Genomic DNA, 25,422 nt, shown 5'->3' on the forward strand with positions numbered 1-25,422 from the left:
ATATTCAAAATCGCGAGGCTGGACATGCCGGACCTGGACTTTGTCAGGCGGGAGATCGAACGGATGCGCATCCAAATCGGCAAGCAGAGGAAGGAGATCCTGCAGCTGCAGCGGGCGGGCGTCGGCACCGCCTCGGCCGAAGCGCTGCTGTCTCGGATGGAGGCGAAGGTTGAAAGTCTCTGTGCCCAGCGTGACGCGCTGAGGAGCGCAGAGCCGCATCACAACAAGGGCAGGGTGCTCGGCGGGAGGACATGGTGAGCAGGCGCTGGTTCGACGACGAGAGAGAGCTGTCGCCCTTCCTGACCGCGCTCGAGGACGTTCGCCGAAAGGCAACGCGGGAAGGATGGTGCTATGCCCACGTCCAGGCCATCATCGTGGCCATCGACCAGTACGCGGAGGCTGCGACGGGCAACCGCGAATATTTCCTGAACAAGCCGGTTTCAATCGGCGACAACCGCAAGGCCGCGGATATTCCGTGAGGGGCTGTGCGCTCGTGTCGTTGCTCGTGCATCGCATCGGGGCACGTCGCTGGTGTCAACACGCGCGGTCGAGAAGCGACGTGTCCGTCCATTCGTACGGTTCGAAATTGCAGTGACGGCGCTCCCAATTGCAGCTGTGCGCCAAACGCGGCCGCCAGCCGGAAAGATGGCGATGGCCGCCGGCGCGCAGGCCTGCCGTCATTGCACCGTCTCCTGCGCTCCCGTTAGGAAAGGCAACAAGGCGAAGACGTGCGCGCTCGTCGTTGCGCCGATCAGCGTGATGAGACCGAGGAGGAGGGCGCTGACCTGGTCCGACCGGGCGAAGCAACCTTCCTCGGCGGAGAAGTCCGTCGCATTTTACCGGACTTCGGACGCGCTTCGGGGGTGATCCCGTTCTGCTCGTCGAATTGCTTCAGCCAGGCCTGGATATATCTGGGATCATCGGGACAAAGCCGTTCCAGCAAACGAAGGTTCTTCGCTCTGAATTCCACAAGGGTTTTCGGCATAACTCCTCCTCAAAAGCCTGCCCGCCGAAAAGGTGCTTCGGGAGGGCAGCCGGGTCAACGGCAAAAGAGGCTTGAAATTCCGGACGAGCCGATGCAGCGCGCAAAAGCGAAAACCCCGCCTGGGGGAAGCGGGGTTCTCTGTCGGGGGTGAAGCTTAGGGACGCTTCAACTGTAAGACGCGCGAGCCGGTCGAAAGTTCAAAAGAAAATCTACGGCGCCGGACTTGCCGAGAATGGCCGAGGGTGAACCTCGGCGAGATCGGCCGTGACCAACTGGCATGCTTCAGGGCCAGCTCAGCGCGATCGTGGAAACGCTCCTCAGCGTCGTACGGGACGCGATCATCAAATTCTTCCGCGTGGAGAATGCGGTCGAATTCGCCACCGCCATTGTCGGTCTCTCCTGCATCGTGATCGGCTCGGCGGCCATTCTGCTGGATCACTGAAGCGGAAACGTCGGAAAATGTTCTCTGCTCGCGGCTCGGCCGAACGCAGAGGTGAACCGATGCGCATAGCGCCGGGCGATGACAGATCCCTCCGTTCAGTTGAAAGGCAGCTGTCGGGAGCGGGATGAGTTCTGATTCAAGCGATGTGCGCAAAGAGTTTGATTCACCCGTCGGGGAGAGGTGAACACGCGCCGCTCTGTTGCGGAGCGGCGCGGCCGAACAGCAAGCCTCGCAGGTAACTGTGTTACTTCATGTTGCTGCGCGTTCTGGTGCCGCCCTGGTCGCTGCCCGCGCCCGAACCGCCCTGACCGGATGCGTCCGGCCTCACCATTCCGCCCTTGCTCATGCCGTCATTGCTCATCCCGGTCGTGCTGTGATTCATCGAGCCCTTGTCCGTGCTGTTCATGCCGGGCTTCTGCATGTTGTTGGACTGCGGGGCCGGGCCAGTCTGGTTCTGCGCAAAGGCGGAACCGCACATGAGACCGAGGGCGGCGGCGGCGATCATGATCGTCTTCATCGCAAACTCCTGGTTGGTTGCCTGCAGCCAACGGGAGTGCGGAATTCATGTTCCTAAGAACTGGATGGAAAAGAAATCCTGCGACGTGGGAGCGCCGCGGCCCGCGCTTCGTTCGAGCAAACGCGGGTTCTTGCATGCGGCAAGCTGCGTCGCGGCAGGCACATTCGCATCAGCGACTCAAGCGCGAGCGATGAGGATGAATCGTCATCGCGCTTTAGGTCGTTGTTCAAGCATGATCTTTTCGGAAAACCGCTGCGCACTTTTCCGGATCATGCTTTAGGCTGCGATCCGTTGATCGACAGGTGTCGTCAGGAACTTGAGCGCTTCTGCATGTGCGAGGTCGGGAACCGCGATCGCCGTGTGGCTGTACATCGCATGTGTCCGCGACTTTGCGATCCCGTCCAGGATCTCGCGGCCCTTGATGACGTGGAGGCCCATGCCCTCTTCAGTGGGGAAGATCGCCAGCACCACGTCGTAAGCGGCGATGACGGCCCTGAGCGCTTCGGCCTTGTCTTCGGCGACGTCGACGAAAATACGAACATCAGCCGCGAGTTCACGCAGCTCGTTAAAATCCAGCACTGTGGGGATACTCCAACGCAACGAACCTGATGGGAGCTTGGCCGCGTTAGGTTACTGAAGCGTCAACAATGCGGGCCGAGCCACAGGTTTCACGTGGAGGTGACATGGCGGTCGCGATCAACAGGAGCCACAACAGCGAAAACCCTGCCCTGAGGAGGCGGGGCGCTCTGGTGGGGTGAGGCTTGGGAATCTCAATCATAGGACGCGTCGGCCGCCGAATGGTTCAAAAGAAGGGTGGGTATCGTTCACAGGAGTCAGGGAGCGCCTGAGAACCCATGCTTGCGTTTTCGGCCTCGATGGGTTCTAAGCCCGATGACTTCTGGCATGAACCAGCAGCGCGCCCCCGCGGTCCGGCCGCGTCCTCTCCGGGAATTGCTCGCGCCCCCCATTCAAAGGAATTCAGACATGGCGAAGATGACGAAGACCCAATTGATCGATGCAATTGCCGAGGGCACGCAGCTTTCGAAGAACGATGTGAAGTCGGTGATCGAGTACATGGCGACGGTCGGCTACAAGGAGCTCAACGAGTCCGGCGAGTTCGTCATTCCCGGCTTCGTGAAGATGTCGGTCGTGAACAAGCCGGCGACCGAAGCCCGCATGGGCGTCAATCCCTTCACCAAGGAGCCGATGCAGTTTGCGGCAAAGCCCGCAAGCAAATCGGTCAAGGCCTCGCCGCTGAAAGTCGCCAAGGATGCCGTCTGAGGCGCCGGAGATGTCGTTGCGGCGGGTCCTTTCGTAAGGCGATTTCGTTCCCGCAGAACTCGCAGATCATCGGCGCCTCGATGACGAAGCTCGCGATGCTGGCTTCCGAGGCCCGCGCGGCTGGGCCGCGCCGTCGCCGGCCCGCTGAATTTCGGCCGGTCGATGCGCAAGAGCGAGGCATCGTTTCGATAGCGTGCAATCCGCGCGCCTCGCCAAGTCACCAGCTTCGAAGAAAAACCCCGCGCTTTCGCGCGGGGCTCTCTTGGCTGACGGCGTTGGGATTTCAGCGCCTGGCCGCCAACCGTGTCCCAAACTTAAAGTTGAAAATTTAAAAAGCAACAGCGCCGCGGTGACGGAATATGTTCGTCAGGCGGCGCTGCCGTGTGACTGGGCGCTGAAATCCCCAGCTTTCGTGAGTCTTTGCCGCTCCGAAAAGGTTCAACGCGACAGCCTGGAAATTTGTCCTGAGGGCTGGACTTTTTGTTCTCATTTTGTTCTAGTGTGGGCCGCCTTGGAAGACTTTTAGAGGTGACTCATGACTGTCGAAAAACAGCGCGAAGTGATCAGGCTCTGGAACGAGCTCAGAAAGCTCGAGGGACCTGCTGCAGAAGAGCTCCGCATCCAGATCCTCGAATGCTTCTCGAGAGAGAAGGCCAAGCGGGCGGCTTGATCAGTATCGGCGACACGCGGCAACCTGCGAGCGCGATCGCGTTCTGCCCCCTTCGCGCTCGATCGGTCGCCGATGAGTTTGCCGGCAAAGCCTCCCCGCGGCCGAATGTGTAAGGGCGCGCGCTTTCATCGATCGATCGCTCCGCACTGATTTTCGGGATTCCGATTCGTTCTTCGAGAACGAAATGGAGTCGGATGCAGAACGGGTTGCGCCCGGCGGCGGCAATGGCGACCGTGCGTATCGCAACGAGGAGGCATGATACTTGGTACAGTCCCGCCCGTGTCTCTCCAGAACCAGTGAAGCGGGCTGGTTTGATCGCGTCGCAAAAGTGTTTGTTAAGAACTGCGTCGTGCGGAATTCTGCGATTCCGATTCGTTCTTCGAGAGCGAAATAGAGTCGAAGCCGGAACAAACTCGGTCGGTCCTTCGCCAGCGGCAGAGGCGCCTTCCCTGAGGCTCCTAACGATAGCTTGCGCGGATGCCGATAACGCTATTCGGTTAGGTTAAAAGCTCAATCGCGTTGCGCTTGCGGCGGGGTGGGGTAGGTGTCTGGCAAGAAGCAAGAAGCGACTTTGCCAAGAAGCGATTTTGTCATGACACCTTTTTCAGAGCCCTCCTTTTACCAAGGCGATCGGCAGACCCGCCGGCGCGTCGCCGTCGTCGGTACGCTCTTCTGTCTCGCTTTCGTAGTGATCAGCTTCTCGCTGCGGCCGCAGGCCGAGGACACGCGCGTGGCGGTCAAGGCCGACCGGCTGGTCCGCACGGCGGGCCAAGCCTCGCACGCCAATTAGCGTTCGTCGCCGCAGATGCGATCGTCGGCCGGCGCCTGCGGGCAGGCGGCGCCGCGCGAGGCGAGCGCCACGAAGCCGGCATAGCCGGACAGGTTGAGTAGGACTTCGAGCCACGCGGGCATGTCGGGCCTCTTTCTCCTTCCGCTCAGCGTGAGGAAGAATTCAACGTCCGCGCGCAATCCTCGTTCCCTGCTCCCGAAAAGAAACTCAAAACCCGTGAGGTGGGGTCGAGCCGGCGGCCGAGGGCCGCGACGGATTCGCTCGACGGCCGCTCCTTCAGGAACTCGGCGATCGCCCGCGCCAGTTCGCCGTCGGTCATCGGCGTCGGCGGCGGGCGCAGCGTGCCGACACCGAAGCTGCGGACGATTTCGTCGTAATGCTGATCGTCGGATCTGGGAACCAATTTGCGGATGCGGGCCAGCAAAGCGGATAATGGCAAATCTTCCTCCTCGATCGTCCGCCTCGCTGGCAGCAATTGTGGTCTGCTGCCATTGGCTCCCGCTAAACTGAAAAACCCCGCCAGCATCGCGGAGATGCTGACGGGGTCTTCGTGCTGTTGCCTCAACCCGGATGGCGGAGGCTCCCGCACTTAGGAGGTCAATCGGCGCCCGGCGATTTCGTTCCCGCTGCATCGACATTTTTTGATCGCGCCGGAGTTCCGTGGATCGCGCAACCATCGCAGGCGGCCGCGGTTATCGTCCATGACGCCAAGCGGTATCTTCACGACGCGAAGGAGAAGAGCATGAAGAAGACATTGGCAGTTCTGGCCACCGTCGCGGCCGTCGGCGTGACCGCCGTCGCGGCGCCCGCGCCGGCCGAGGCGCGCGGTCGCGGCATCGGCCCGGGCCTTGCGTTCGGCCTTGCCGCCGGCGCCATCACCGCGGGTGCGGTCGCAGCCTCGCGGCCGTATGATTATTACGGACCCGGCTACGGCTATTATGGCGGCCCGAGCTATTATTACGGACCGGGTCCTTACGCCTATTACGGCGGCGGGCCCTACTACCGCCATCACCACTGGCGCCATTGGTAGTCGCCAATAGCGAAAAGCCCGGAGCGTCGCTCCGGGCTTTTTTCATTCGCCTGTCGCCGCGTTTGCCTGCGCGACATCCTAGGGCCAGAGCGATGGCCGCTCGACCTTGCGAGCGTTCTCCAGCGTCGACACGAAAAATTCTTCGCGCTCGCGCTTGAACTTCTCTTGCGTAGCACGGAAGGCGGCGACACGGGCGGCGATCTCATCGCGCTCACGCGCTTTGCGTTCTTCGTCTTCGGTCATGTCAAATCCCCTCTACACCTGAGTACGTGCGCATCTGAACTCAAGCGCTGCCGCCGCAATCACGTTGAGTCGCGTCAACACATCCATTGGCGCTCCTGAATGGGGCGTCAATGGGGAGGAGGCATTGCAGGAATGTGATAAGCGAAAGGCCGGAAGAAATTGCCGAGCGAACGGCGTTCGCGCTTGATAAGTACGTCAACGATGTTGTCGCTTGTGCATGCTGCTGTCAGGCAGAACGAGTCGGGAGGCGCAATTGATCGCATCGGATCTTCAGAGCGGGGTCGAACTGCTCGGCGACATGATCGCCGAGGCCAAGGTCATCGTGCCGTTCACCGGAGCTGGCATCTCGACCGAATGCGGCATCCCCGACTTCCGCTCGCCGGGCGGAATTTGGACGCGTAACAGTCCGATTCCGTTCGACGAATTCGTCGCGAGCCGGGAGGCGCGCAACGAGGCCTGGCGCCGCCGCTTCGCGATGGAGGAGGTGTTTGCCGCGGCGAAGCCCGGTCGCGGCCATCGCGCGCTGGCCGCGCTCTATCGCGCCGGCAAGGTTCCCGCCGTCATCACCCAGAACATCGACAATCTGCACCAGGCCTCGGGCTTTGCCACCGAACATGTGGTTGAACTTCATGGAAATACTACTTTCGCGCGATGCGTCGGATGTGGGCAGGTCTATCCGCTGGACTGGGTGAGGCGCCGTTTCGACGGCGATGGCGCGGCGCCAAACTGCACGGCGTGCGACGAGCCGGTGAAGACCGCCACGATCTCCTTCGGTCAGATGATGCCGGATGACGAAATGCAGCGCGCAACCGCGCTGTCGCAATCCTGCGACCTCTTCATCGCGATCGGTTCCTCGCTGGTGGTCTGGCCGGCCGCGGGCTTTCCGATCATGGCCAAGCGCGCCGGTGCACGTCTGGTCATCATCAACCGCGAGCCGACCGAGCAGGACGATATTGCCGACCTCGTCATCCATCAGGATATCGGCGAAACGCTCGGTCCCTTCGTCGGCAATTGAGACGAATCGATTTGATTCGCCGCAATGCAAGCTGTTCATAGGTTCCGGCGAATCTCTTTTTTGTCTATGCCTCGCAACCGGGAGTGTTATCTTTTGAGTCGAAAGATTCGCGTCGCGTCGAGTTGAGAAGTTTTTCATAAGACGCGTGATTCGAGCGCCGCCAATGTGGCGGGCCGCAATGGCAGTGTGGGGTCCGGGGTTATGGGGTCGTCGGACGGATTTGAGTCCAAGAAGCTCGGAGTTCCCGGGCAGGGAGTATCGCCCGGGCGGATGACGCCGGGCGAACATGGCGGTGTCGGTCGCGATAGCGCACTCAGTCCCTTCAGCGGACTCGGTGAGACCAGCGCCAATCTCGTCGAGGTCCATGGCGTCATCAAATGGTTCGACGCCTCCAAGGGCTATGGCTTCATCGTTCCTGACAATGGCTGGCCCGACGTGCTCCTGCACGTGACCGTGCTCAGGCGCGACGGCTTCCAGACCGCTTATGAGGGCGCCCGCATCGTCGTCGAGTGCATTCAGCGCGCCAAGGGTTACCAGGCCTTCCGCGTGGTTTCGATGGACGAGTCGACCGCGATCCATCCGGCGCAGATGTTGCCGCCGCGCACCCATGTCACGGTCACTCCGACCAGCGGGCTGGAGCGGGCCCAGGTCAAATGGTTCAACCGGCTGCGCGGCTTCGGATTCCTGACCTGCGGCGAGGGCACGCCCGACATTTTCGTGCACATGGAGACACTGCGCCGGTTCGGCATGACTGAACTCAGGCCGGGCCAGTATGTCCTGGTTCGCTTCGGGCCGGGCTCCAAGGGCATGATGGCGGCGGAGATCCATCCCGAGACCGGATCGCCGGGATTGCAGTCGCACTAAAGAGCACCAATTCTCGCAATCGTGAGCAGAGGCGTGCCGGCTGGCCGGCGCGCCTCTTCCTTTTCCGCTGGCCGCCGCGTAGGACTGACCCAGTCCCCACGCCTCGAGAGCCCCATGAATTTTGATCGAAAGGCCGTCTGGTCCGTTGCAAAGGGCTGGCTTGCCGCCATCCTCCTCATCATTGGCTGTGTCGTCGCCAGCGCGCCCGCGGGCGCCGCCAGCTTCCAGCCGCTCGAGATCGTCACCAAGAATGGTGTGCAGGTGTTCTCGGTGGAAATGGCAACGACCGAGGAAGAGAAGCAGACCGGCCTGATGTATCGCAAGGAACTGCCTGACGGCAAAGGCATGCTGTTCGACTTCAATCCCGAGCAGGAAGTGTCGATGTGGATGAAGAACACCTATGTCTCGCTCGACATGATCTTCATCCGCGCCGACGGCCGCATCCTGCGTATCGCCGAGAACACCGAGCCGCTGTCGACCAAGATCATCTCGTCCCGGGGGCCGGCCAGGGCCGTGTTGGAGGTGGTGGCGGGAACGGCACAGAAGTACGGCATCCGCCCCGGCGACCGCGTCGGCCATCCCCTGTTCGGCAGCAAATAGGGCGGGAAAGTCCGGCGATTGCCGGCCGCGCTGCTGGCTTTGGAGCTTTGTTGGCAGCTTGCTGACGTCTCGGGAAGCGTGTATCGACGGGGCTCGCTGGACAGTCGGGGTATAGCGCAGCCTGGTAGCGCGGCAGTTTTGGGTACTGCAGGTCGTTGGTTCGAATCCAGCTGCCCCGACCAGTCCCGAGAAGGCTCGCAGCGTCGTGGGATCGCAGAGCTGCGACCCCAACTCCGCTCAGAACAGCAGCCAGTCAACAAGCCGCCAGGCGCCCCAGGCGAGGGCGCAGATCCAGCCCAGCCTTGCAATCCCGGCCACGCCAAGTCCGCAGAGCGGCAGCAGCGAGCTTCCGGTCTCCGGGACGTCGGATAGTTTCTCGGTCGTATCGATCTGGCTCACTGCTCCCCCTCGGCCATGCGGCCTGCTCCTCATTGGTCTCCGCTCGCTCACGGAAATTCACCGGCCGCGCTGCTGCTCACACGGACGTGAGACGAGATGACTGTGCGTCCATGGCGGGGGCGCGCGCTGATCGTTGACATTCACGGACGCCTCGCGATCGCTGGGAAAAACCTGCAACGCACGGCGCTGCGTTTGGTTGCCCGGCCGAGCTCGTAAAATGCTTTCCGGGCTTCCAGCCCCAGCGCCACGTCCCAGTCGGCTTGGTGGCCGAAGCAGGGCAGGCGGCATATTGCGGGTGAGCCGTTTGCGCGAGGTCTGTCCCAGCCCTTTGAAGCCTTGGCGCTCATAGCCTGCGCCACACGACTTCTGCGCGATTTTTCAAGGCGTTGATGAAGGCCCGCGTGGCGCAGAATTGCCAAAGATTCATCGAACCTTTGGCTGTTGCCACAGACATATGTGTGTTGGGGATTTCAGCGCCCAATGCCTAACGGACGCCGCCAAGCGATGATATTCCGCTTGCGCGGCGTTGCGCTTTTTCGGCCCGGGCTGGTTAGTTCTGGAAAAGTGCCCAAGACGGCATTCGTTCTCAATCATGGGCCTTCCGGAAAACCCGGCCGCGGCTTTCAAACGATCGTGCCGCTCCATCCCAAGTAAGGTTGATCGGTTAGGTTAAAGGCGAGCGGTTGTTGCGGCCGCTTGGGTGGCTGTGATCAGGTCGGTCCCGGCTCGCGATGGGCTGCCTTCAATTCCGAGCGCCACAGGTCACGGTTCGTCGCGGCGTGCCTACCAGTTGAGTTCTGCGCCAGCGAGTTCTGCCACATGTCTTTTGATCGCAACCTCAAGACCGTTGTTCCGCAGTCGAGCTGGACGCACATCTGGCACCTCTGGACAGTGATCGTGCCGCGCCGCTCCATCAATGGGCAGTTCGTGGTCGGCAAGGTCTGGCGCCGCTACGACGGTCGGAACTGGATCTACAAGAAATTCACCGAGTTCGACGGCGAAGAGGCGGCCTGAAGCGCGGTGAGATCGTGATGAACCATCATCGCACCATCATCGCGCCTTGCGTTATCGTCGAGGTCGTACGGTCCTAACCCGAGTGCCGCTCGCCTATTGCTGATCCCGGCGTTTGCACGCGCGGCAGCGGCATCTTGAAGTGGCGCTTCGCGTAGGCGACGATCTCGGCGTCCGAGGGATGATCGGCCGCCTCCACCGCGACAATCCGCGTGGCCAGATCAGGGGCGCTCGCGTGAATGTGGCCGGCAAGCTCCGTCTTCGCGCTCGCCGGACCGATGATGAGGATCTCGCCGGCATCGGCGATGGCTTTGGTCACCTCGGTGTAAAATGCCTTGTCGGGGGCAGCATGGCCGCTGCCGATCACATTGGCCTTGTGATGAAGATGACGAGTCGGCAGTTGCGGATGCAGCGTGACTTCGTCCGAGCCGCTCAGGCCGAGATGGAAGATCCGGGCCTGTGAATGGTCGATCCATACCACGGCGTGGAAATGAGAGGGCATGTGTTTGGGCCTTGTGCCAGAGGAGGGTTGCTGACGACGGAGCGGCGGCTCAGGTCGTGGCAACACTATGCGGGCCGGCGCCGCCGCCTCTGTTGACTCATGTCAATGCGATCTTCGGCTCGGAAAGCGGCAAGCGGACGTCGCGCTCCGAAGGGCGTCTCCGGCTCAGGCCGCCGCTGCCGCCGGCTTGGGCGGTGGCGGCTTCAGCGGCTTGTCCTGCTTCTTCGACCACGAGATGTAGTAGGCGACCGTCGTCATGATCGCGATGCCGGCGACACTGACGAAGATCTGCGCAAGCAGCGAGCCCGAGCTCATCGACAGTTCGAAATGGCCGACGAAGGACAGGAACACGCCGACGCAGAACACGGCGAGCGACTGCTGGCCGCAGACGATCAGGGGATCGAACACCCTCCACTCCAGCCCAGGCCACTCCTTCGGCACGAAGCGGATCACCAGGATCACGATCACCACGAAATGGAGGAAGCGGTACGGCGCAAGGTTGGTCTTGTCATTGGGGTTGAAGGCCGAGAACAGCCATTCCGGGAACATGCCGCCGAAGGTGGGGAAGCGGCCGGCCATGGTCATAACCAGCGCGAACAGGAGATATCCGAGGCATACCCACAGGGTGATCGGCGAATTGATCAGCGTCATCGAGCGCCGAGCCCCGCCCATCGCGCACCAGGCGCCGAACACGAACAGCACCTGCCAGCAATACGGATTGAAGTACCACTGGCCGGCCGGATAGGCCGTCAGGTTCAGGCCGTAATGGCGCGCGGCGAGCCACAGCACGATCGACAGCGCCATCGTCAAATCGGGCTTGCGCAACATGAACCACAGCACCGGCGGAAACAGGCCCATCAGCACGATGTACAGCGGCAGCACGTCGAGATTGAGCGGCTTGAAGCGCAGGAACAGGCCCTGGCGCAGCGTCTCGGTCGCGTTGTCGACGAGGCCGGCGACGTTGAACTCGTTGATCATCTCGGAATCGCCGAAGCGCAGCGCCAGATAGCTGATCGAGGCGATGTAGATCACGAACAGGATGATGTGGGCGACATACAGCTGCCAGACCCGCTTGGTCAGCCGCGTGGCGCCGACGATGAAACCGCGCTCCAGCATCATCCGCGCATAGACGAAGGAGGCGGTATAGCCGGAGATGAAGACGAACAGGTCGGCCGCGTCGGAAAAGCCGTAATTGCGGGTCGTGATCCAGTTCACGACGTTGTCGGGGATATGGTCGAGAAAGATCGCCCAGTTCGCGACACCGCGAAACAGGTCGAGCCGGAGATCGCGGCCCTTGTCGGGAAGCGTTGCACTGATGTTCAGGAAGGCCATGCGACGGGAGCTCTCGAAGAGATCGGATAGGCTGATGCGGCAGTGCCGCCGGGCGGGATCCCGGCGCGGAAGGCGGGTACGGAATTGTCACGGTGCAGCATAATGACTATACCGTTGGCGAGGGGGCCGGGGGCCGGAATCACCGATCAAGTCCCGATCGGTTTCTCTATACTATCCCCGAGGTTTCCACCAACTGCCACCGTGACGCATCGAAATCGAACGAAAAGACGAAGAGGCCCGGACCAGCCATGACCGCACGCATTTTCAAGCCTGCCAAGAACGCGATGCAATCCGGCCGGTCCAAGACCAAGGAATGGCAGCTCGACTACGAGCCGGAGCAGCCGCGCTCGGTCGAGCCGCTGATGGGCTGGACCTCCTCCGGCGACATGAAGCAGCAGATCACGCTGCATTTCCACAGCAAGGAAGAGGCGGTCGCCTATTGCGAGCGCAAGGGCATCGCCTACCAGGTCATCGAGCCGCAGGAATCGATTCGCCGGCCGGTCGCCTATGCGGATAATTTCTCGTTCCGCCGCGGCGAGCCCTGGACGCATTGAGTCTCGGCAAGCTCTATCGGCACGTCGTGCCCGGACTTGTCCCGGGCATCCACGTTTTCGCCGCATGAGCTCGGCCTGCATGGCTCGAGACGCCCGCCTTGGCGGGCTCCTCACCATGAGGTCTGATATCGTGCCGCGAAGCGTTACCTCATCCTGAGGGCCCGCCGGAGGCGGGCGTCTCGAAGGATGGGCCGCAGGCAAGCTTCGCGCCACGCTTTTCCAGCCTGGGGGACGGTTAAGGTGGTTGGCACCAATTCCGCCACATGCTTCGCTGCCTCGCATGATGGGCTCATGGCGAGGTGGGGTATGGCGGGGCGTGACCAGCTCGACGGCGTTGATCTGAAGATACTGTCCGAGCTGCAGCAGGACGGGCGGGTGCGCAACAACGAGCTGGCGCTGCGCGTCGGCGTGTCCGCGCCCAACTGCCTGCGGCGGCTGAAATCGCTGTTCAGCCGCGGCGTGATCCGGGCGGTGCGCGCCGTCATCGACGAGCGGCGGCTCGGCTTTGAAGTGGTGTCGTTCGTCTCGATCCAGCTCGGCAGCCAGGCCCAGCCGGTGCTGGAGGCGTTCGAGAGCTCGATATCAGCGATTCCGCGCATCCAGCAGTGCTGGCGGATTTCGGGCGACACCGACTATTTGCTGAAATGCGTGGCGCCGAGCGTCGAGAGCATGCGCCAGCAGCTCCTGCATTTCGCGGCGATGCCTGATGTGAAGAACGTCCGCAGCTTCCCCGTGCTCGGTGTCGCCAAGGATGTCCCGCTGCCGTTGCAGGAGGTCTCCGTGGTGGCGCCGGCAGGATAGGATCGGAACTGCTCCCGTGCAGCCAAGTAAGAATTTCACGCAGTCCGAATTAAATACATGAGTCACTCACCTAACTATGACATGTGATTTGCGAAGCCCTGCAATGCACTGAGCCGTGATTGCCGGTTCCGCGGCGCCGCCTAAATGCGAAGTGCGAACCCTCAGCGTGTTGGCATGCCGAGGCCTCTTTTGTGAGACTCTGAAGCAGGAAAAGACACCATGACATCGAATTCGAAGACGTTCGTCGCATCCGCTGCGACGCTGTTTGCATCCGCGTTTCTCATGATGACCGCACCGGCTGCCAAGGCCGATGACTTCTGCATCACCAACGGCGCGCAGGCCGCTCACGGCTGCGGCTATCCGACGATGGAGGCCTGCCGCCAGGCCGCCGGCGGCATCGGCGGCACCTGCTCGCAGAGCGGCGGTGCGAAGACCTCGAATGACGCGTTCGCCCAGCAGCCGAAGCAGACTCACTCGCGCAAGCTCCGGCCGGGTGGCCAGACCAACTCGAACTGACGCTGCAATCGAGACCGGTTCAGAGATGTTACGGCCTCCGAGATCCATCTCGGGGGCCGCAATTCATGATGACCACGCAGCGGACGCGCTCGCTCACCGGTACCGGCCGCGAAACTCGCGCGGGGAGGCCCCTGTCCAGCTGCGGAAGGCGCGCGAAAAGCTCTTCTCGTTGCGGAAGCCGGCGATCTCCGCGATGCGCTTGATCGGGGTGCGGCCGCGCATCAGCTCCTGCTTGGCGAGCTCGAATTTTGCCTCTTCCTTGAGATCGCGTAGCGAGGTGGCCTCCTCGCGCAGGCGGCGGTGCATGGTGCGGGTGGACAGCGCCAACTCGCTCGCGACGTCCTCGGCGCCGAGAAGGCGGCCGCGCGCATTGCGGAGCACGCGGCGCACGCGCTCGACCAGCAGCCGGTCGCGCCGGTACGGCAGCACGGTCAGCCGCAACGCGCCCTCGAGCATGTTGTCGAGATCGGCCGCGCTGCGCGTGAGCGGCAGCGAGAGATAGTGCTTGTCGAAGACGATGCCGGCGCGGTCCGCATCGAAGCGGACGGCCCGGCAGAAGATGGTCGGATAGACCGAAACATGTTCGGGCTGCGGGTAGGGGAATTCAGCTGCACGGAGCGCGATCCGGGAATCGACGGCCCAACACGAGAAGCCGAGCACGTAGCGGAACAAGGTGACCAGGCAGAACTCGCGGCAGGGCCCGAGGTCGCGTCGCTCATTGATCGACACGACGGCGGTCTCTTCGCCAACCTCGAGATCGAGCAGCACATCCTCGGTGACCAGACGGTGGTGCCGGCACCAGCGCTTGAGCGCGACCTCCAGCGTCGGCGCGGTGATCGAGGCGCGGCACAGCATGCCATAGGTGCCCCAGGGCAGTCGCCGCGAGAACCAGCCGAGCGCCTCGTCGTCGAGCTCGCGCATGGCATGGCCCGCCAGCGCCTCGAATTGGGCGGCAGTGACCCGCCCATCCGGAGCGTTCAGAAGCTCCGGCGCGACCTGGCCGCGGCTCAAGGCCTCGGCGGGATCCCGGCCGTACCGCTCATAAGCGGCCACCACGCCGCGGACGAAGGCGGCGGGCGTGACGGCGCGGCGCGGAAGGGCCGTGGCGGCTTGAAAAGGCATCGGATCTCCTCAGGAAATCCTCGCGAAGTTTGGCGGAAAATGCAACCTTTTCGACTGCAAGAAGGCCGGGACCGGGCTAGGTTCGGAGCCCAAAATAGGGAGGAATCGCCGTGAACATCCCGAGTATCGATTTCGATCTGGGCGAAGACATCGGCATGCTGCGCGACACGCTTCGCGCCTTCGTCGAGGCAGAGATCACCCCGCGTGCGGCCGATATCGAGGAGGCCAATCTGTTCCCGGCGGACCTGTGGAAGCGCTTCGGCGATCTCGGCCTGCTCGGCATGACCGCGCCGGAGCAATATGGCGGCTCCAACATGGGCTATCTCGCCCACATCGTCGCGATGGAAGAGATTTCGCGCGGCTCCGCGGCCGTGGGGCTGTCCTATGGCGCCCATTCCAACCTCTGCGTCAACCAGATCCGCCGCAACGGCAACGACGCGCAGCGGCAGCGCTATCTGCCAAAGCTGATTTCCGGCGAGCATGTCGGCGCGCTCGCGATGTCCGAGCCCGGCGCCGGATCCGACGTCGTCTCGATGAAGCTGCGCGCCGACAAGCGCGGCGACCGTTACGTGCTCAACGGCTCCAAGATGTGGATCACCAATGGCGGCGATGCCGATGTGCTGGTCGTCTACGCCAAGACCGATCCGGACGCCGGCCCGCGCGGCATGACGGCCTTCCTGATCGAGAAGGGTTTCAAGGGCTTCACCCACGGCCAGCATCTCGACAAGCTGGGCATGCGCGGCTCCAACACCTATCCCTTGTTCTTCGACGAGTGCGAGGTGCCGGAGGAGAACGTGCTCGGCAAGGTGGGCGAGGGCGTCAAGGTGCTGATGTCCGGCCTCGATTATGAGCGCGCGGTGCTCTCGGGCGGTCCGCTCGGGATCATGGCGGCCTGCATGGACGCCGTCGTGCCCTACATGCACGAGCGCAAGCAGTTCGGGCAGCCGATCGGCGATTTCCAGCTGATGCAGGGCAAGCTCGCCGACATGTATTCGACCTGGCAGGCCACGCGTGCCTATGTCTATGCGGTGGGGCGCGCCTGTGATCGCGCCGATCATGCGCGCAGCTTACGCAAGGACGCCGCCGCGGCGATCCTTTATTCCGCGGAGAAGGCGACGTGGATGGCGGGCGAGGCGATCCAGGCGCTGGGCGGGGTCGGCTACACGTCCGAATTCCCGGTCGGGCGCCTGTGGCGTGATGCAAAGCTCTACGAGATCGGGGCCGGCACCTCGGAGGTTCGACGCATGCTGATCGGCCGCGAGCTGATGGCCGAGACGGCTTAAACGTTCACCTCATTGGAATCATCATGCCGCTCCATTCCAGCATCGATCCGTCTTCATCCGACTTTGCGCGCAATTCCGAGGCCATGCGCGGCCTCGTCGCGGACTTGCGCGAAAAGCTCAGCCAGGTCGCCGGCGGCGGCGGCGAGGTATCGCGCAACCGCCACACCGCGCGCGGCAAGATGCTGGCGCGCCAGCGCGTCGATCTGCTGGTCGATCCCGGCACCTCGTTCCTGGAGCTGTCGCCGCTGGCAGCCTATGGCCTCTATGGCGGCGACGTGCACTCGGCGAGCGTCATCACGGGGGTCGGGCGCATTTCAGGGCGCGAATGCGTGATCGTCGCCAATGACGCCACCATCAAGGGCGGCACCTATTATCCGATGACTGTGAAGAAGCATCTGCGGGCGCAGGACGTCGCGCGGCAGAACAATCTGCCTTGTGTCTACATGGTCGATTCCGGAGGCGCCTTCCTGCCGCTGCAGGACGAGATCTTTCCGGACGAGCGGCATTTCGGCCGCATCTTCTTCAACCAGGCGCAGATGTCCTCACAAGGAATCCCGCAGATTGCGATCGTGATGGGTTCCTGCACCGCCGGCGGCGCCTATGTGCCGGCGATGTCGGACGAGAGCATCATCGTGCGCAATCAGGGCACCATCTTCCTCGGCGGTCCGCCGCTGGTGAAGGCCGCGACCGGCGAGGTGGTGAGCGCGGAGGAACTCGGCGGCGCCGACGTGCACTCGCGCCAGTCCGGCGTGACCGATCACTACGCCCAGAACGATGCGCATGCGATCGGCATCGCCCGGCGTATCGTCGGCACGCTGAAGCCGTCGGCGCGGCCGCACCTGAACATGCATCCGCCGCGCGAGCCGCTGTTTGCGGCGGAGGAGATTTATGGCGTGGTGCCTGTCGACGGCCGCAAGCCGTTCGACGTGCGCGACATCATCGCGCGCATCGTCGACGGCTCGGAATTCGACGAGTTCAAGAAACTCTACGGCACGACGCTGGTGTGCGGCTTCGCCCATATCTGGGGCTATCCGGTCGGCATCATCGCCAACAACGGCATCCTGTTCAGCGAGAGCTCGCTGAAGGGCGCGCATTTCATCGAGCTGTGCTGCCAGCGCGGCATTCCCCTGGTGTTCCTGCAGAACATCACCGGCTTCATGGTCGGCAAGAAATACGAGGCCGGCGGCATCGCGCGCGACGGCGCCAAGTTGGTGACGGCGGTCGCGACCGCCTCGGTGCCGAAGTTCACCGTTGTGATCGGCGGCTCCTACGGCGCCGGCAATTACGGCATGTGCGGCCGCGCCTACTCGCCGCGTTTCCTCTGGATGTGGCCGAACGCGCGCATCTCGGTGATGGGCGGCGAGCAGGCCTCGATGGTGCTGAGCCAGGTGCGCCGCGACAATATCGAGGCCAAGGGCGACAGCTGGTCCAGGGAAGAGGAAGACAAGTTCCGCGAGCCCATTCGCGCGCAATATGAGAGCCAGGGGCACCCCTATTACGCGACCGCGCGGCTCTGGGACGACGGGGTGATCGACCCCGCCGACACGCGGCTCGTGCTCGGGCTCGGGCTCTCGGCGGCGTCGAATGCGCCGATCGAGCCGACGAAATTCGGCCTGTTCAGGATGTGATGCGATGGACCGCTCAAAGCTCTACCGCCGTTTTCGCACCCTCCTGATCGCCAACCGCGGCGAGATCGCCTGCCGTGTCATCCGCACCGCCCGCGCCATGGGCTTGCGCACGGTCGCCGTCTATTCCGAGGCCGACCGCGACGCGATGCATGTCGCGCTCGCCGATGAAGCCGTGCTGCTCGGGCCGGCGCGGGCCCGCGACAGCTATCTCAATGTCGAGCGGCTGATCGAGGCCGCACGGAAGACGGGGGCGGAGGCCGTGCATCCCGGCTACGGCTTCCTGTCGGAAAATGCCGAGTTTGCGCGGGCCTGCTTCGACGCCGGGCTGGTGTTCGTCGGCCCGACTGCCGGGATGATGACGGCGATGGGCTCGAAATCCGGCTCGAAAGAGTTGATGGAGAAGGCCGGCGTGCCGCTGGTGCCCGGCTATCACGGCGAGGCCCAGGACGAGACGACGCTTGCGAAGGCGGCGGACAAGATCGGATTCCCCATCCTGGTGAAAGCGTCAGCCGGCGGCGGTGGCCGCGGCATGCGCATCGTGCGTTCGGCGGCCGAGCTTGGGCCCGCCATCGTCAGCGCCAAGCGCGAAGCTCTGGCGGCGTTCGGCGATGATCGCATGCTGATCGAAAAATATGTCGACAATCCCCGGCACATCGAGGTGCAGGTGATCGGCGACAGCCACGGCAATCTGCTCTCGCTGTTCGAGCGCGAATGCACGCTGCAGCGCCGGCACCAGAAGGTGATCGAGGAGGCGCCGTCGCCGACCCTCAATGCCGCGCAGCGCGAGACGGTCTGCGCCGCCGCGCGAAAGGCCGCCGGAGCGGTGAACTATGTCGGGGCCGGCACGATCGAATTCGTCTCCGACGGCAAGGACGTGTTCTTCATCGAGATGAACACGCGTCTCCAGGTCGAGCATCCCGTGACCGAGCTGATATCGGGCATCGACCTCGTCGAGTGGCAGCTGCGCGTCGCCTTCGGCGAGGCGTTGCCGCTGAAGCAGGACGAGATCCGGCTCAACGGCCATGCCGTCGAGGCGCGCGTCTATGCGGAGAATCCCACCAAGAACTTCATGCCGTCGGTGGGCCGGATCTCCACCTGGCGGTTGCCGGCAGAAGCCGGAGGCTTACGCATCGACGCCGGATATCGCGAGGGCGACAGCGTGTCGCCGTACTACGACGCCATGCTGGCCAAGATGATCGCCTGGGCGCCGACGCGGGACGTCGCGATCGAGCGGCTCAATCGGGGACTGGAAGAGTCCGACGTCCGCGGCATCGTGACGAACATCCCATTCCTGTCGGCGCTGATGACGCATCCCAAGGTGCGCACGAATGCGATCGACACCGGCTTCATCGAGCGCGAGCTGGCGGTCCTCACACAGGCTGCACCGGCACCCGGGGAGCTCGAGCTTTGTGCCGCGGTGGCCGCGATCCTCGATGACGAGCAAAAGGCCGCCCGTGTGCAGGCGGGTTCGCCCTGGCAGACGTTCGGCTGGCAACCGGTCAGCCGCCGCCAGCGCAGCTTTGTCTTCCGCGTCGGGCACGGGCCGGAGCAGAAGATCACGCTGAACTACGGGAGTGGCCCCGCGACGCTGGTGATCGGCGACCGCGAGCTGGCGTTCACGACCGCGGCGAAGGAAGGCGGCTTCGACTTGACGCTCGACGGCGTCAAATCGGCAGTCGCGGCCGTGATCGATGGCCATGAGCTCTACTTGCGCACGCGCAATGGCCGCTTCGACCTGCACTGGGTCGATCCGTTCGGCGGCGAAAGCGAGGAGCAGGCCGGCGAGGACAAGATCGCGGCGCCCCTGCCGGGCACCGTCGTCGCCGTGCTCGCCGAGGAGGGGGCGAAGCTCGAGAAGGGCGCGCCGATCCTGACCCTGGAAGTGATGAAGATGGAGCAGACGCTGCGCGCGCCCTTTGCCGGCGTGCTGCAGTCGATCAAGTGCAAGGTCGGCGACATCGTCCAGGAGGGCGTCGAGCTCGCCGTGGTCGAGCCTTCCGGAGAGTGACATGAGCGATCCCGTCCGCATCATCGAAATGGGGCCGCGCGACGGTCTCCAGAACGAGAAGACGCCCGTCAGCGTCGAGGCCCGCATTGCCTTCGTCGAGGCGCTGGTCGCTGCCGGCCTCAAGACGGTCGAGGTCGGCGCCTTCGTGTCGCCCAAGGCGATCCCGCAGATGGCGAGTTCGGATGCCGTTTTGCGAGGCGTCGCTCATGTGAAGGGCGCCGAATTCCACGTGCTGGTGCCGAACGAGAAAGGCTACGACGCCGCGCGTGCCGCGGGCGCCAAAGTGGTCTCGGTGTTTGCGGCGGCTTCCGAAGGTTTTTCGCGGGCGAACATCAACTGCACGGTCGCGGAGTCCATCGAGCGGTTCAAGCCGGTGCTGGCGCGCGCGAAGGCCGACGGTGTGCCCGTGCGCGGCTATATCTCCTGCGTGCTCGGTTGCCCCTTCGACGGCGAGATCAAGCCGAAGGCGGTGGCTGATCTTGCGCGCACGCTGTTCGAGCTCGGCTGCTACGAGATATCGCTCGGCGACACCATCGGAGTCGGCACGCCCGACAAGGCGAAGGAGATGTTGCGCGCGGTCAGTGCGAACGTCCCGCCCGCCAGACTCGCGATGCATTTCCATGACACCTATGGCCAGGCGCTGGCCAACCTCTATGCGGGGATGGAGCAGGGCGTCCGCGTCATTGACGCCGCCGCGGGCGGCCTCGGCGGCTGTCCTTACGCGCCGGGCGCGACTGGGAACGTCGCGACCGAGGATGTCGTCTACATGCTCGAAGGCATGGGCGTGAAGACGGGCGTGGATATGGAGAAGCTGCTCGCGGCCACCAACGCGATGAGCGGCGTGCTTGGCAAGCCGCCCGTCAGCCGCGTGGCGTCCGCGCTGAACGCGAAGAAGAAGCGAGTCGTTTCCTAATTTTCCGTCATTGCGAGCGAAGCGAAGCAATCCAGAGTCCCTCCGTTGAGACGGTCTGGATTTGCTTCGTCGAAGGCTCCTCGCAATGACGACTGAGAGAGTCTTCAAGCCGCCTTCAGGCCGACATCAGGCAGGCGCGGCCGGTTCTTCAGCGCCTTGGCCATCATGGCTTCGACCTCGGCCTTTTCCTGCGGCAGCAGCGCAAGGCGCGGCGGGCGGGTCAGGGCGGTGCCGCGGCCCATGATGTGCTCGCACAGCTTGATGCACTGAACGAGGTCCGGGCGTGCATCGAGGTGCAACAGCGGCATGAACCATTCGTAGAGCGGCATCGCCTCGGCGAAGCGTCCAGCCTTGGCGAGGCGAAACAGCGTCTCGCCCTCGCGCGGGAAGGCGTTCGACATGCCGGAGACCCAGCCCACGGCGCCCATGGCAACGCTCTCGACGATGACGTCGTCGAGCCCTGCGAACAGGACGAAGCGGTCGCCGACCATGTTCCTGGTGTCGATGAAGCGGCGGGTGTCGCCGGAGGAATCCTTGAAGCAGACGACGGTCTCGACATCGGCGAGCGAGACCAGAATGTCCGGCGTGACGTCGTTCTTGTAGATCGGCGGATTGTTGTAGAGCATCACGGGCAGGTCGGTGGCGCTGGCGACGGCGCGGAAATGCGCGGCGGTCTCGTGCGGCTTGGAGGAATAGACCAGCGCCGGCATCACCATCACGCCGTCGATGCCGATGCGCGCGGCTTCCCTGGCGGTCTCGACCGCAAAGGCCGTGGTGAATTCGGCGATGCCGCACAGCACTGGCACGCGGCCGGCCGCGACCGACTTCGCGGCCTCCATGATCGCGACCTTTTCCTTGCGCTCGAGCGACGTGTTCTCGCCGACCGAGCCGCAGACGATCAGGCCGGAAACGCCGTCGCGGATCAACCCGTCCATGACCTTGGCGGTCGCGTCGATATTGAGCGACAGGTCGTCGTTGAATTGCGTGGTGACGGCCGGGAAGACGCCTTCCCAGGAGATGCGTGGGGTCATTGTTTGGCTCCGATTGGAATTGTGCCGGCGGATCGTTCGATCCGCCGGGCGTTGACGTGACGGCGATGGGTGGGATCAGAGGGTCGCGCCGACCTTGCGCAACTCGGCGAGGACGGGGGCTTTCGGCAGCCAGACCTTGTCGAACTCCGCGATGACGGCCTCGGTGTCCTTGGCGTCGACCTGGCGGATCGGGATCGGGGCGTTCTTGAAGTTCTCGATCAGCGCGGGCTCGTTGCCGGCGAGCTCGTCGATCTGCGCGTCCAGCGTCGTCTTGATCGTCTTGGTGATCAGCTCGCGATCGGCTGCGGAGAGAGATTGCCAGACCCGGCCGGAGACGACCGCCGCCATCGGCATGAAGACGGCGTTCATCTGCAGGATGACCTTGGACACCTTGTCGAAGCGCTGGTTCCATGAGAATTCGAGGTCGGCTTCGAGCCCGTCGACCTGGCCGTTGGCCATGGCGTCGAACACCTGCGGCGTCGGGATCGGCGTCGGTGCCGCGCCCAGCGAGGAATAGAAATCGCGATAGACCGGGGTCGGGTTGATGCGCAGCTTCATGCCCTTGATGTCGGCGAGCGAGTGCAGATCCTTGGACGAGAACACGGCGCGCATCCCGGTGATGCCCCAGCCGAGTCCGATCGTTCCGGTTTCCTGCGGCAGCACGTCGAACAGTTTCACCGCCGCTGGATGACGCACGAATTTCGCCACCGAAGGCGTCGAGCCGACGATGTAGGGCGCGTTGATCGCGGCGATGTGCGGCACGCGTGAGCCGAGCTCGGCGGCCTGGATGAAGCCCATGTCGAGCGCGCCGGACTGCAATTGCTGCATCATCGCGGTCTCGTTGCCGAGCTGGCCGGAATGGAACACGGTCAATGTCAGGCGGCCGTTGGTCGCGGATTTGAGATCCTCGCCGAATTTGAGCGCGGCCTTGTTCCAGGAATGGCCATTAGGCGTGATCAGGCCGAGGCGGAATTCCTTGGCCTGGGCGAGCGCCAGCGCCGGTGCGAACACCGAGGCGGCGGCGCTGGCGGCGAGAAAGCGGCGGCGTGTAAGCGACATGATCGGGCTCCTATTGGATGGCCTATTTGACGAGGATCAGCGAGAGCGAGGGATAGAGCGAGAGCAGCACCAGGAGGACGCAGGAGATGACGAAGAAGGGCAGCGTCACCATGAACATCTTGCCGGGCTTGGCGCCGGTGACGGCGGCCGCGACGAAGAAGCAGAGTCCGACCGGCGGCGACAAAAGGCCAAGCACGAGGTTGATCACCACCACGACGCCGAACTGCCGGGGGTCGATGTGATAGATTTCGGTTGCCACCGGCAGCAGGATCGGCACGGTCATGATCAGGCCGGGAATGCCGTCGATCACCGTGCCGATCACCAGCAGGATCGCGTTGCAGATCAGCATGAAGCTGACGGGATCCTTGGCGACGGTCTGGATCCAGGCGGCGGTCTCCTGCGGCACCTTTCCGAAGATCAGGACCCAGGAGAACACGGCGGCGGCTGCGACCAGGAACAGCACGATCGCCGAGTAGATCGCGCTGCGCAGCATCATCTGCGGCAGCTGGGAGAACTTGAACTCCCTGGTCCAGTATTTTCCGACCAATGCCGCAGCGACCGCGCCGACCGCCGCCGATTCCGTGGCCTTGGCGAGCCCGCCGAGAATGGTGCCGACGATGACGATCGGGATCAGCAGCGTCGGCGAGGTCCGCAGGATCGTCATGATGCGCTGGCGCGGCGTCTGGTACTCCGCGCGGGGATAGTTGTAGACGTATCCCATCAGCGCGATGACGAGGCAGAACATCACGGTGAGAATGACGCCCGGCACGATGCCGGCGATCAGCATGTCGCTGACCGACACCTGAGCGAGCACGCTGTAGACCACGAACATCACGGAAGGAGGGATGATCGGGCCAAGCATGCCGCCATAGGCGGTGAGGCCTGCGGCGAAGGTCTTGTCGTAGCCCTTCTTCTCCATCTCCGGGACCATGATCTGGGCCATTATCGCGACCTGCGCGGTCGCGGATCCCAGGATGGAGGAGATGAACATATTGGCGAGGATGTTGACGTAGGCGAGCCCACCCTTGAGCGAGCCGACGAAGGCCATCGCCATGTCGACGATGCGCCGCGTGATGCCGCCGCCATTCATGATCTCGCCAATCAAGATGAAGAGCGGGATGGCGATCAGGCCGTAGCTGTCGACGCCGCCGAACAGCTGGAGCGGATAGGACTGGAACAGCACCGGATTGCCGGATGCCGCGATGTAGACGAGGCCGGCGAGGCACAGGCAGAGGCCGATCGGCACGCCGACCAGCATGAACGCCATGAAGGCTGCCGATGTGATCATCAGTTGACCCCGTCCAGCTCGGAGAGCTGAAAGCCTTTCGGTGCGGTGCGCGGAACCAGCTCGAGATCTTCGAGCAGATTGGCGAGACCGTGAATGGTCATCGTCACCGCGAAGATCGGCAGCGTCAGATAGAGCACCCAGGTTGGCCAGTTCAGCGTCTGGGTGCGCTCGGTGTAGAGGAAATTGAATGTCTCGGCGGCGAGCTTGCGCCCGTCGAAGCCGGCGCGGGCGAGACCAACCGGGTCCATCCAGAGCACACAGGTGACGATCAGGGCGACACCGAACATGACGACGAGGCCGGTCGAGATCACTTTTGCACATTTCTGGTGCTGAGCGGAAAGTCGCTCCGTCAGCATGGTCACCGCGAAGTCGAGCCGCAGCCGCGTCATCGCGGACGCCCCGATGAAGGTCAGCCAGACCACGCAATAAACGGCGGATTCATCGATCCAGTAGATCGGGAAGTGCGAGTAGCGGGTGACGACGTTCACCAGGATCAGGCCGGTAAGCAGGTACATCAGCCCCATCAGCGCGAGCCGCTCGCAGGCGAGCAGGGCGCTCGACATCCGGACGATCATGCGTCGGAGGCTGAGCGCGCGCGTGGCCGGCATGGTCTGCTCGATCATGAAAGAGGCCCCAACTCCCGAAGAATTGTCGTGCGATTACCAAATGTATAATTTATACATTTTGGGAGTCAAACGAAGTTTGCGGTCATTTCTGCGGCAGGGCGCGCCTTTGCTGGGCACTTTGCTTTGGAGCGCCCGGCTTTTGCCGGGCACCTCGACATGCAAGACAGGGACCGCGTCGGCCGAACGAGTCGGGAAGGACAACAGAAGGTCAGATGAAACAGCCTCTGAAGCATCGCACCCTTTCGGCTGCGATCGTCGACCAGCTCCGCCAGGCGATCCTCGACGGCACGTATCCGGCCGGATCGCAACTGCGCCAGGACGCGCTCGGAGATGCTTACGGCGTCAGCCGCATCCCGGTGCGCGAGGCGCTGTTTCAGCTCGAGGCCGAAGGCCTGGTGCGGATCGTGCCGCAGAAAGGCGCCATCGTCTCCGAGCTGTCACTGGATGAGATCAACGACGTCTTCGACCTGCGCCGCATCCTGGAGCCGCGATTGCTGGCGCAGTCGGCGCCTCGCTTCACGCCAGACGATTTCGACGGGCTCGACGACATCCACCGGAGCTTCGAGAAGGCGATCAAGGCGAGGAACGTCAGTGAATGGGGCCAGCTCAACGCCGACTTCCATATGGCGCTCTACGTGCACGCGCCGCAGCCGCGCACCCGCGCGATCGTGCTGTCGCTGCTCCAGACCAGCGACCGCTATACGCGTCTGCAGCTCTCTAACACCAAGGCGATGGGCATTGCGGAGAAGGAACACGCCCATCTGATCGCACTCTGCCGCGCGCAGAAGGTGGAGGAGGCCTGCCGCTTCCTGGAGCGGCACATCGAAGCCGTGCGCAAGGATCTGCTGCAGGTCGTGGCGAACGCGCCGAAGGGGCGTCGGAAGGACAATTCGTAGCTCGTAGGTGGGTTAG

The 25,422-nt window shown here is 63.5% G+C and carries 33 protein-coding genes and 1 tRNA gene; 21 read left to right on the forward strand and 13 right to left on the reverse strand.

Annotation, left to right across the window (positions count from 1 at the left end; all coding sequences use genetic code 11):
- Positions 1 to 24: 24 nt before the first annotated feature.
- From ABIG06_RS30080 to ABIG06_RS30090, 3 genes are all read left to right on the forward strand, one after another.
- Positions 25 to 258, forward strand: a complete 234-nt coding sequence (locus ABIG06_RS30080; RefSeq protein WP_370139647.1) for a hypothetical protein — start codon at positions 25 to 27, stop codon at positions 256 to 258.
- Positions 252 to 479 carry a hypothetical protein gene (locus ABIG06_RS30085; protein ID WP_124160848.1) on the forward strand — a complete coding sequence of 76 codons (228 nt, stop codon included), beginning with the start codon at positions 252 to 254 and terminating at the stop codon, positions 477 to 479. The genes ABIG06_RS30080 and ABIG06_RS30085 overlap by 7 nt, the downstream gene beginning before the upstream one ends.
- A gap of 783 nt (positions 480 to 1,262) precedes the next feature.
- Positions 1,263 to 1,427, forward strand: coding sequence for a hypothetical protein (locus ABIG06_RS30090; protein ID WP_158626745.1), 165 nt, complete (start codon positions 1,263 to 1,265; stop codon positions 1,425 to 1,427).
- A gap of 244 nt (positions 1,428 to 1,671) precedes the next feature.
- Here ABIG06_RS30090 and ABIG06_RS30095 read toward each other — a convergent pair whose 3' ends face one another.
- A complete protein-coding gene (locus tag ABIG06_RS30095; protein WP_370139648.1) occupies positions 1,672 to 1,944 on the reverse strand; it encodes a hypothetical protein in 273 nt (90 codons plus the stop codon).
- Positions 1,945 to 2,220: 276 nt separating this feature from the next.
- Entirely contained in the window at positions 2,221 to 2,523 is a 303-nt protein-coding gene (locus ABIG06_RS30100) for a hypothetical protein (RefSeq protein ID WP_124160850.1), read from the reverse strand.
- 405 nt (positions 2,524 to 2,928) lie between these two features.
- Between ABIG06_RS30100 and ABIG06_RS30105 the strand changes: the two genes are divergently transcribed.
- From ABIG06_RS30105 to ABIG06_RS30120, 4 genes are all read left to right on the forward strand, one after another.
- A complete protein-coding gene (locus ABIG06_RS30105; RefSeq protein ID WP_018323108.1) occupies positions 2,929 to 3,225 on the forward strand; it encodes an HU family DNA-binding protein in 297 nt (98 codons plus the stop codon).
- A 262-nt stretch (positions 3,226 to 3,487) separates the two neighbouring features.
- Positions 3,488 to 3,751, forward strand: coding sequence for a hypothetical protein (locus tag ABIG06_RS30110; protein ID WP_370139649.1), 264 nt, complete (start codon positions 3,488 to 3,490; stop codon positions 3,749 to 3,751).
- Positions 3,752 to 3,760: 9 nt separating this feature from the next.
- Positions 3,761 to 3,895, forward strand: coding sequence for a hypothetical protein (locus tag ABIG06_RS30115; protein ID WP_370139650.1), 135 nt, complete (start codon positions 3,761 to 3,763; stop codon positions 3,893 to 3,895).
- A gap of 592 nt (positions 3,896 to 4,487) precedes the next feature.
- Positions 4,488 to 4,685, forward strand: a complete 198-nt coding sequence (locus tag ABIG06_RS30120; RefSeq protein WP_124160852.1) for a hypothetical protein — start codon at positions 4,488 to 4,490, stop codon at positions 4,683 to 4,685.
- On the opposite strand, the gene ABIG06_RS30125 is transcribed toward ABIG06_RS30120, so the two are convergent.
- Both ABIG06_RS30125 and ABIG06_RS30130 read right to left on the reverse strand, forming a co-directional pair.
- The gene (locus ABIG06_RS30125; protein WP_124160853.1) at positions 4,682 to 4,807 is read right to left on the reverse strand and encodes a hypothetical protein; all 126 of its coding nucleotides are present in this window, start codon (positions 4,805 to 4,807) and stop codon (positions 4,682 to 4,684) included. The two genes, ABIG06_RS30120 and ABIG06_RS30125, sit on opposite strands and share 4 nt — an antisense overlap.
- Positions 4,808 to 4,830: 23 nt before the next feature.
- Complete coding sequence (locus ABIG06_RS30130; RefSeq protein WP_424578463.1) at positions 4,831 to 5,211, reverse strand: hypothetical protein; 381 nt, start codon at positions 5,209 to 5,211, stop codon at positions 4,831 to 4,833.
- A gap of 216 nt (positions 5,212 to 5,427) precedes the next feature.
- Between ABIG06_RS30130 and ABIG06_RS30135 the strand changes: the two genes are divergently transcribed.
- Positions 5,428 to 5,715, forward strand: coding sequence for a hypothetical protein (locus tag ABIG06_RS30135; protein ID WP_370139653.1), 288 nt, complete (start codon positions 5,428 to 5,430; stop codon positions 5,713 to 5,715).
- 78 nt (positions 5,716 to 5,793) lie between these two features.
- On the opposite strand, the gene ABIG06_RS30140 is transcribed toward ABIG06_RS30135, so the two are convergent.
- On the reverse strand, positions 5,794 to 5,958 hold the full coding sequence (locus ABIG06_RS30140) for a hypothetical protein (RefSeq protein WP_370139654.1): 165 nt from the start codon (positions 5,956 to 5,958) through the stop codon (positions 5,794 to 5,796).
- A 253-nt stretch (positions 5,959 to 6,211) separates the two neighbouring features.
- On the opposite strand from ABIG06_RS30140, the gene ABIG06_RS30145 reads away from it, so the two are divergent.
- From ABIG06_RS30145 to ABIG06_RS30160, 4 genes are all read left to right on the forward strand, one after another.
- Complete coding sequence (locus ABIG06_RS30145; protein WP_370139655.1) at positions 6,212 to 6,973, forward strand: SIR2 family NAD-dependent protein deacylase; 762 nt, start codon at positions 6,212 to 6,214, stop codon at positions 6,971 to 6,973.
- Positions 6,974 to 7,174: 201 nt separating this feature from the next.
- Positions 7,175 to 7,837: a cold-shock protein gene (locus ABIG06_RS30150; RefSeq protein ID WP_199751547.1), complete on the forward strand. Its 663-nt coding sequence runs from the start codon at positions 7,175 to 7,177 to the stop codon at positions 7,835 to 7,837.
- Positions 7,838 to 7,951: 114 nt separating this feature from the next.
- Positions 7,952 to 8,437, forward strand: coding sequence for a DUF192 domain-containing protein (locus ABIG06_RS30155; protein WP_124160857.1), 486 nt, complete (start codon positions 7,952 to 7,954; stop codon positions 8,435 to 8,437).
- Between the two features lie 105 nt (positions 8,438 to 8,542).
- Positions 8,543 to 8,619: transfer RNA gene (locus tag ABIG06_RS30160), tRNA-Pro, on the forward strand.
- Between the two features lie 55 nt (positions 8,620 to 8,674).
- Here ABIG06_RS30160 and ABIG06_RS30165 read toward each other — a convergent pair.
- Positions 8,675 to 8,836, reverse strand: a complete 162-nt coding sequence (locus ABIG06_RS30165) for an RNA-binding protein (protein WP_370139656.1) — start codon at positions 8,834 to 8,836, stop codon at positions 8,675 to 8,677.
- A gap of 819 nt (positions 8,837 to 9,655) precedes the next feature.
- On the opposite strand from ABIG06_RS30165, the gene ABIG06_RS30170 reads away from it, so the two are divergent.
- Positions 9,656 to 9,850 carry a hypothetical protein gene (locus ABIG06_RS30170; protein WP_370139657.1) on the forward strand — a complete coding sequence of 65 codons (195 nt, stop codon included), beginning with the start codon at positions 9,656 to 9,658 and terminating at the stop codon, positions 9,848 to 9,850.
- 73 nt (positions 9,851 to 9,923) lie between these two features.
- On the opposite strand, the gene ABIG06_RS30175 is transcribed toward ABIG06_RS30170, so the two are convergent.
- Both ABIG06_RS30175 and ABIG06_RS30180 read right to left on the reverse strand, forming a co-directional pair.
- The gene (locus ABIG06_RS30175; RefSeq protein ID WP_124160859.1) at positions 9,924 to 10,349 is read right to left on the reverse strand and encodes a translational machinery protein; all 426 of its coding nucleotides are present in this window, start codon (positions 10,347 to 10,349) and stop codon (positions 9,924 to 9,926) included.
- A 165-nt stretch (positions 10,350 to 10,514) separates the two neighbouring features.
- Positions 10,515 to 11,681 carry an OpgC domain-containing protein gene (locus ABIG06_RS30180; protein WP_124160860.1) on the reverse strand — a complete coding sequence of 389 codons (1,167 nt, stop codon included), beginning with the start codon at positions 11,679 to 11,681 and terminating at the stop codon, positions 10,515 to 10,517.
- A gap of 248 nt (positions 11,682 to 11,929) precedes the next feature.
- On the opposite strand from ABIG06_RS30180, the gene ABIG06_RS30185 reads away from it, so the two are divergent.
- From ABIG06_RS30185 to ABIG06_RS30195, 3 genes are all read left to right on the forward strand, one after another.
- Complete coding sequence (locus ABIG06_RS30185) at positions 11,930 to 12,235, forward strand: ETC complex I subunit (protein ID WP_124160861.1); 306 nt, start codon at positions 11,930 to 11,932, stop codon at positions 12,233 to 12,235.
- A 306-nt stretch (positions 12,236 to 12,541) separates the two neighbouring features.
- On the forward strand, positions 12,542 to 13,036 hold the full coding sequence (locus ABIG06_RS30190) for an Lrp/AsnC family transcriptional regulator (protein ID WP_424578588.1): 495 nt from the start codon (positions 12,542 to 12,544) through the stop codon (positions 13,034 to 13,036).
- Positions 13,037 to 13,255: 219 nt separating this feature from the next.
- On the forward strand, positions 13,256 to 13,552 hold the full coding sequence (locus ABIG06_RS30195; protein ID WP_124160862.1) for a DUF3551 domain-containing protein: 297 nt from the start codon (positions 13,256 to 13,258) through the stop codon (positions 13,550 to 13,552).
- Between the two features lie 93 nt (positions 13,553 to 13,645).
- Here the strand turns inward: ABIG06_RS30195 and ABIG06_RS30200 are convergent, their stop codons facing one another.
- Positions 13,646 to 14,674: an AraC family transcriptional regulator gene (locus tag ABIG06_RS30200; RefSeq protein WP_124160863.1), complete on the reverse strand. Its 1,029-nt coding sequence runs from the start codon at positions 14,672 to 14,674 to the stop codon at positions 13,646 to 13,648.
- A 155-nt stretch (positions 14,675 to 14,829) separates the two neighbouring features.
- On the opposite strand from ABIG06_RS30200, the gene ABIG06_RS30205 reads away from it, so the two are divergent.
- From ABIG06_RS30205 to ABIG06_RS30220, 4 genes are read left to right on the forward strand one after another with little or no spacing between them, the layout of a single operon-like run.
- On the forward strand, positions 14,830 to 15,957 hold the full coding sequence (locus tag ABIG06_RS30205) for an isovaleryl-CoA dehydrogenase (RefSeq protein WP_124161024.1): 1,128 nt from the start codon (positions 14,830 to 14,832) through the stop codon (positions 15,955 to 15,957).
- A 23-nt stretch (positions 15,958 to 15,980) separates the two neighbouring features.
- Entirely contained in the window at positions 15,981 to 17,585 is a 1,605-nt protein-coding gene (locus ABIG06_RS30210) for a carboxyl transferase domain-containing protein (RefSeq protein ID WP_370139659.1), read from the forward strand.
- Between the two features lie 4 nt (positions 17,586 to 17,589).
- Positions 17,590 to 19,593 carry an acetyl/propionyl/methylcrotonyl-CoA carboxylase subunit alpha gene (locus tag ABIG06_RS30215; protein WP_370139660.1) on the forward strand — a complete coding sequence of 668 codons (2,004 nt, stop codon included), beginning with the start codon at positions 17,590 to 17,592 and terminating at the stop codon, positions 19,591 to 19,593.
- A 1-nt stretch (position 19,594) separates the two neighbouring features.
- Complete coding sequence (locus ABIG06_RS30220) at positions 19,595 to 20,506, forward strand: hydroxymethylglutaryl-CoA lyase (protein ID WP_370139661.1); 912 nt, start codon at positions 19,595 to 19,597, stop codon at positions 20,504 to 20,506.
- Between the two features lie 104 nt (positions 20,507 to 20,610).
- Here the strand turns inward: ABIG06_RS30220 and ABIG06_RS30225 are convergent, their stop codons facing one another.
- The 4 genes from ABIG06_RS30225 to ABIG06_RS30240 all read right to left on the reverse strand — a co-directional run bounded on the left by ABIG06_RS30225 (position 20,611) and on the right by ABIG06_RS30240 (position 24,492).
- Positions 20,611 to 21,537 carry a dihydrodipicolinate synthase family protein gene (locus ABIG06_RS30225; RefSeq protein ID WP_370139662.1) on the reverse strand — a complete coding sequence of 309 codons (927 nt, stop codon included), beginning with the start codon at positions 21,535 to 21,537 and terminating at the stop codon, positions 20,611 to 20,613.
- Between the two features lie 75 nt (positions 21,538 to 21,612).
- Complete coding sequence (locus ABIG06_RS30230) at positions 21,613 to 22,596, reverse strand: TRAP transporter substrate-binding protein (RefSeq protein WP_370139663.1); 984 nt, start codon at positions 22,594 to 22,596, stop codon at positions 21,613 to 21,615.
- Positions 22,597 to 22,618: 22 nt separating this feature from the next.
- Positions 22,619 to 23,884 (reverse strand): TRAP transporter large permease, encoded by a 1,266-nt coding sequence (locus tag ABIG06_RS30235; RefSeq protein WP_370139664.1) that lies wholly within the window; start codon positions 23,882 to 23,884, stop codon positions 22,619 to 22,621.
- The gene (locus tag ABIG06_RS30240; RefSeq protein ID WP_370140944.1) at positions 23,884 to 24,492 is read right to left on the reverse strand and encodes a TRAP transporter small permease; all 609 of its coding nucleotides are present in this window, start codon (positions 24,490 to 24,492) and stop codon (positions 23,884 to 23,886) included. Before ABIG06_RS30240 ends, ABIG06_RS30235 begins: the two co-directional genes overlap by 1 nt.
- A 230-nt stretch (positions 24,493 to 24,722) precedes the next feature.
- Here ABIG06_RS30240 and ABIG06_RS30245 point away from each other — a divergent pair, with 230 nt between their 5' ends.
- Positions 24,723 to 25,406, forward strand: a complete 684-nt coding sequence (locus ABIG06_RS30245; protein ID WP_124160870.1) for a GntR family transcriptional regulator — start codon at positions 24,723 to 24,725, stop codon at positions 25,404 to 25,406.
- Positions 25,407 to 25,422: the final 16 nt, after the last annotated feature.

Source organism: Bradyrhizobium sp. USDA 326, assembly GCF_049739485.1.
Lineage (GTDB): Bacteria > Pseudomonadota > Alphaproteobacteria > Rhizobiales > Xanthobacteraceae > Bradyrhizobium.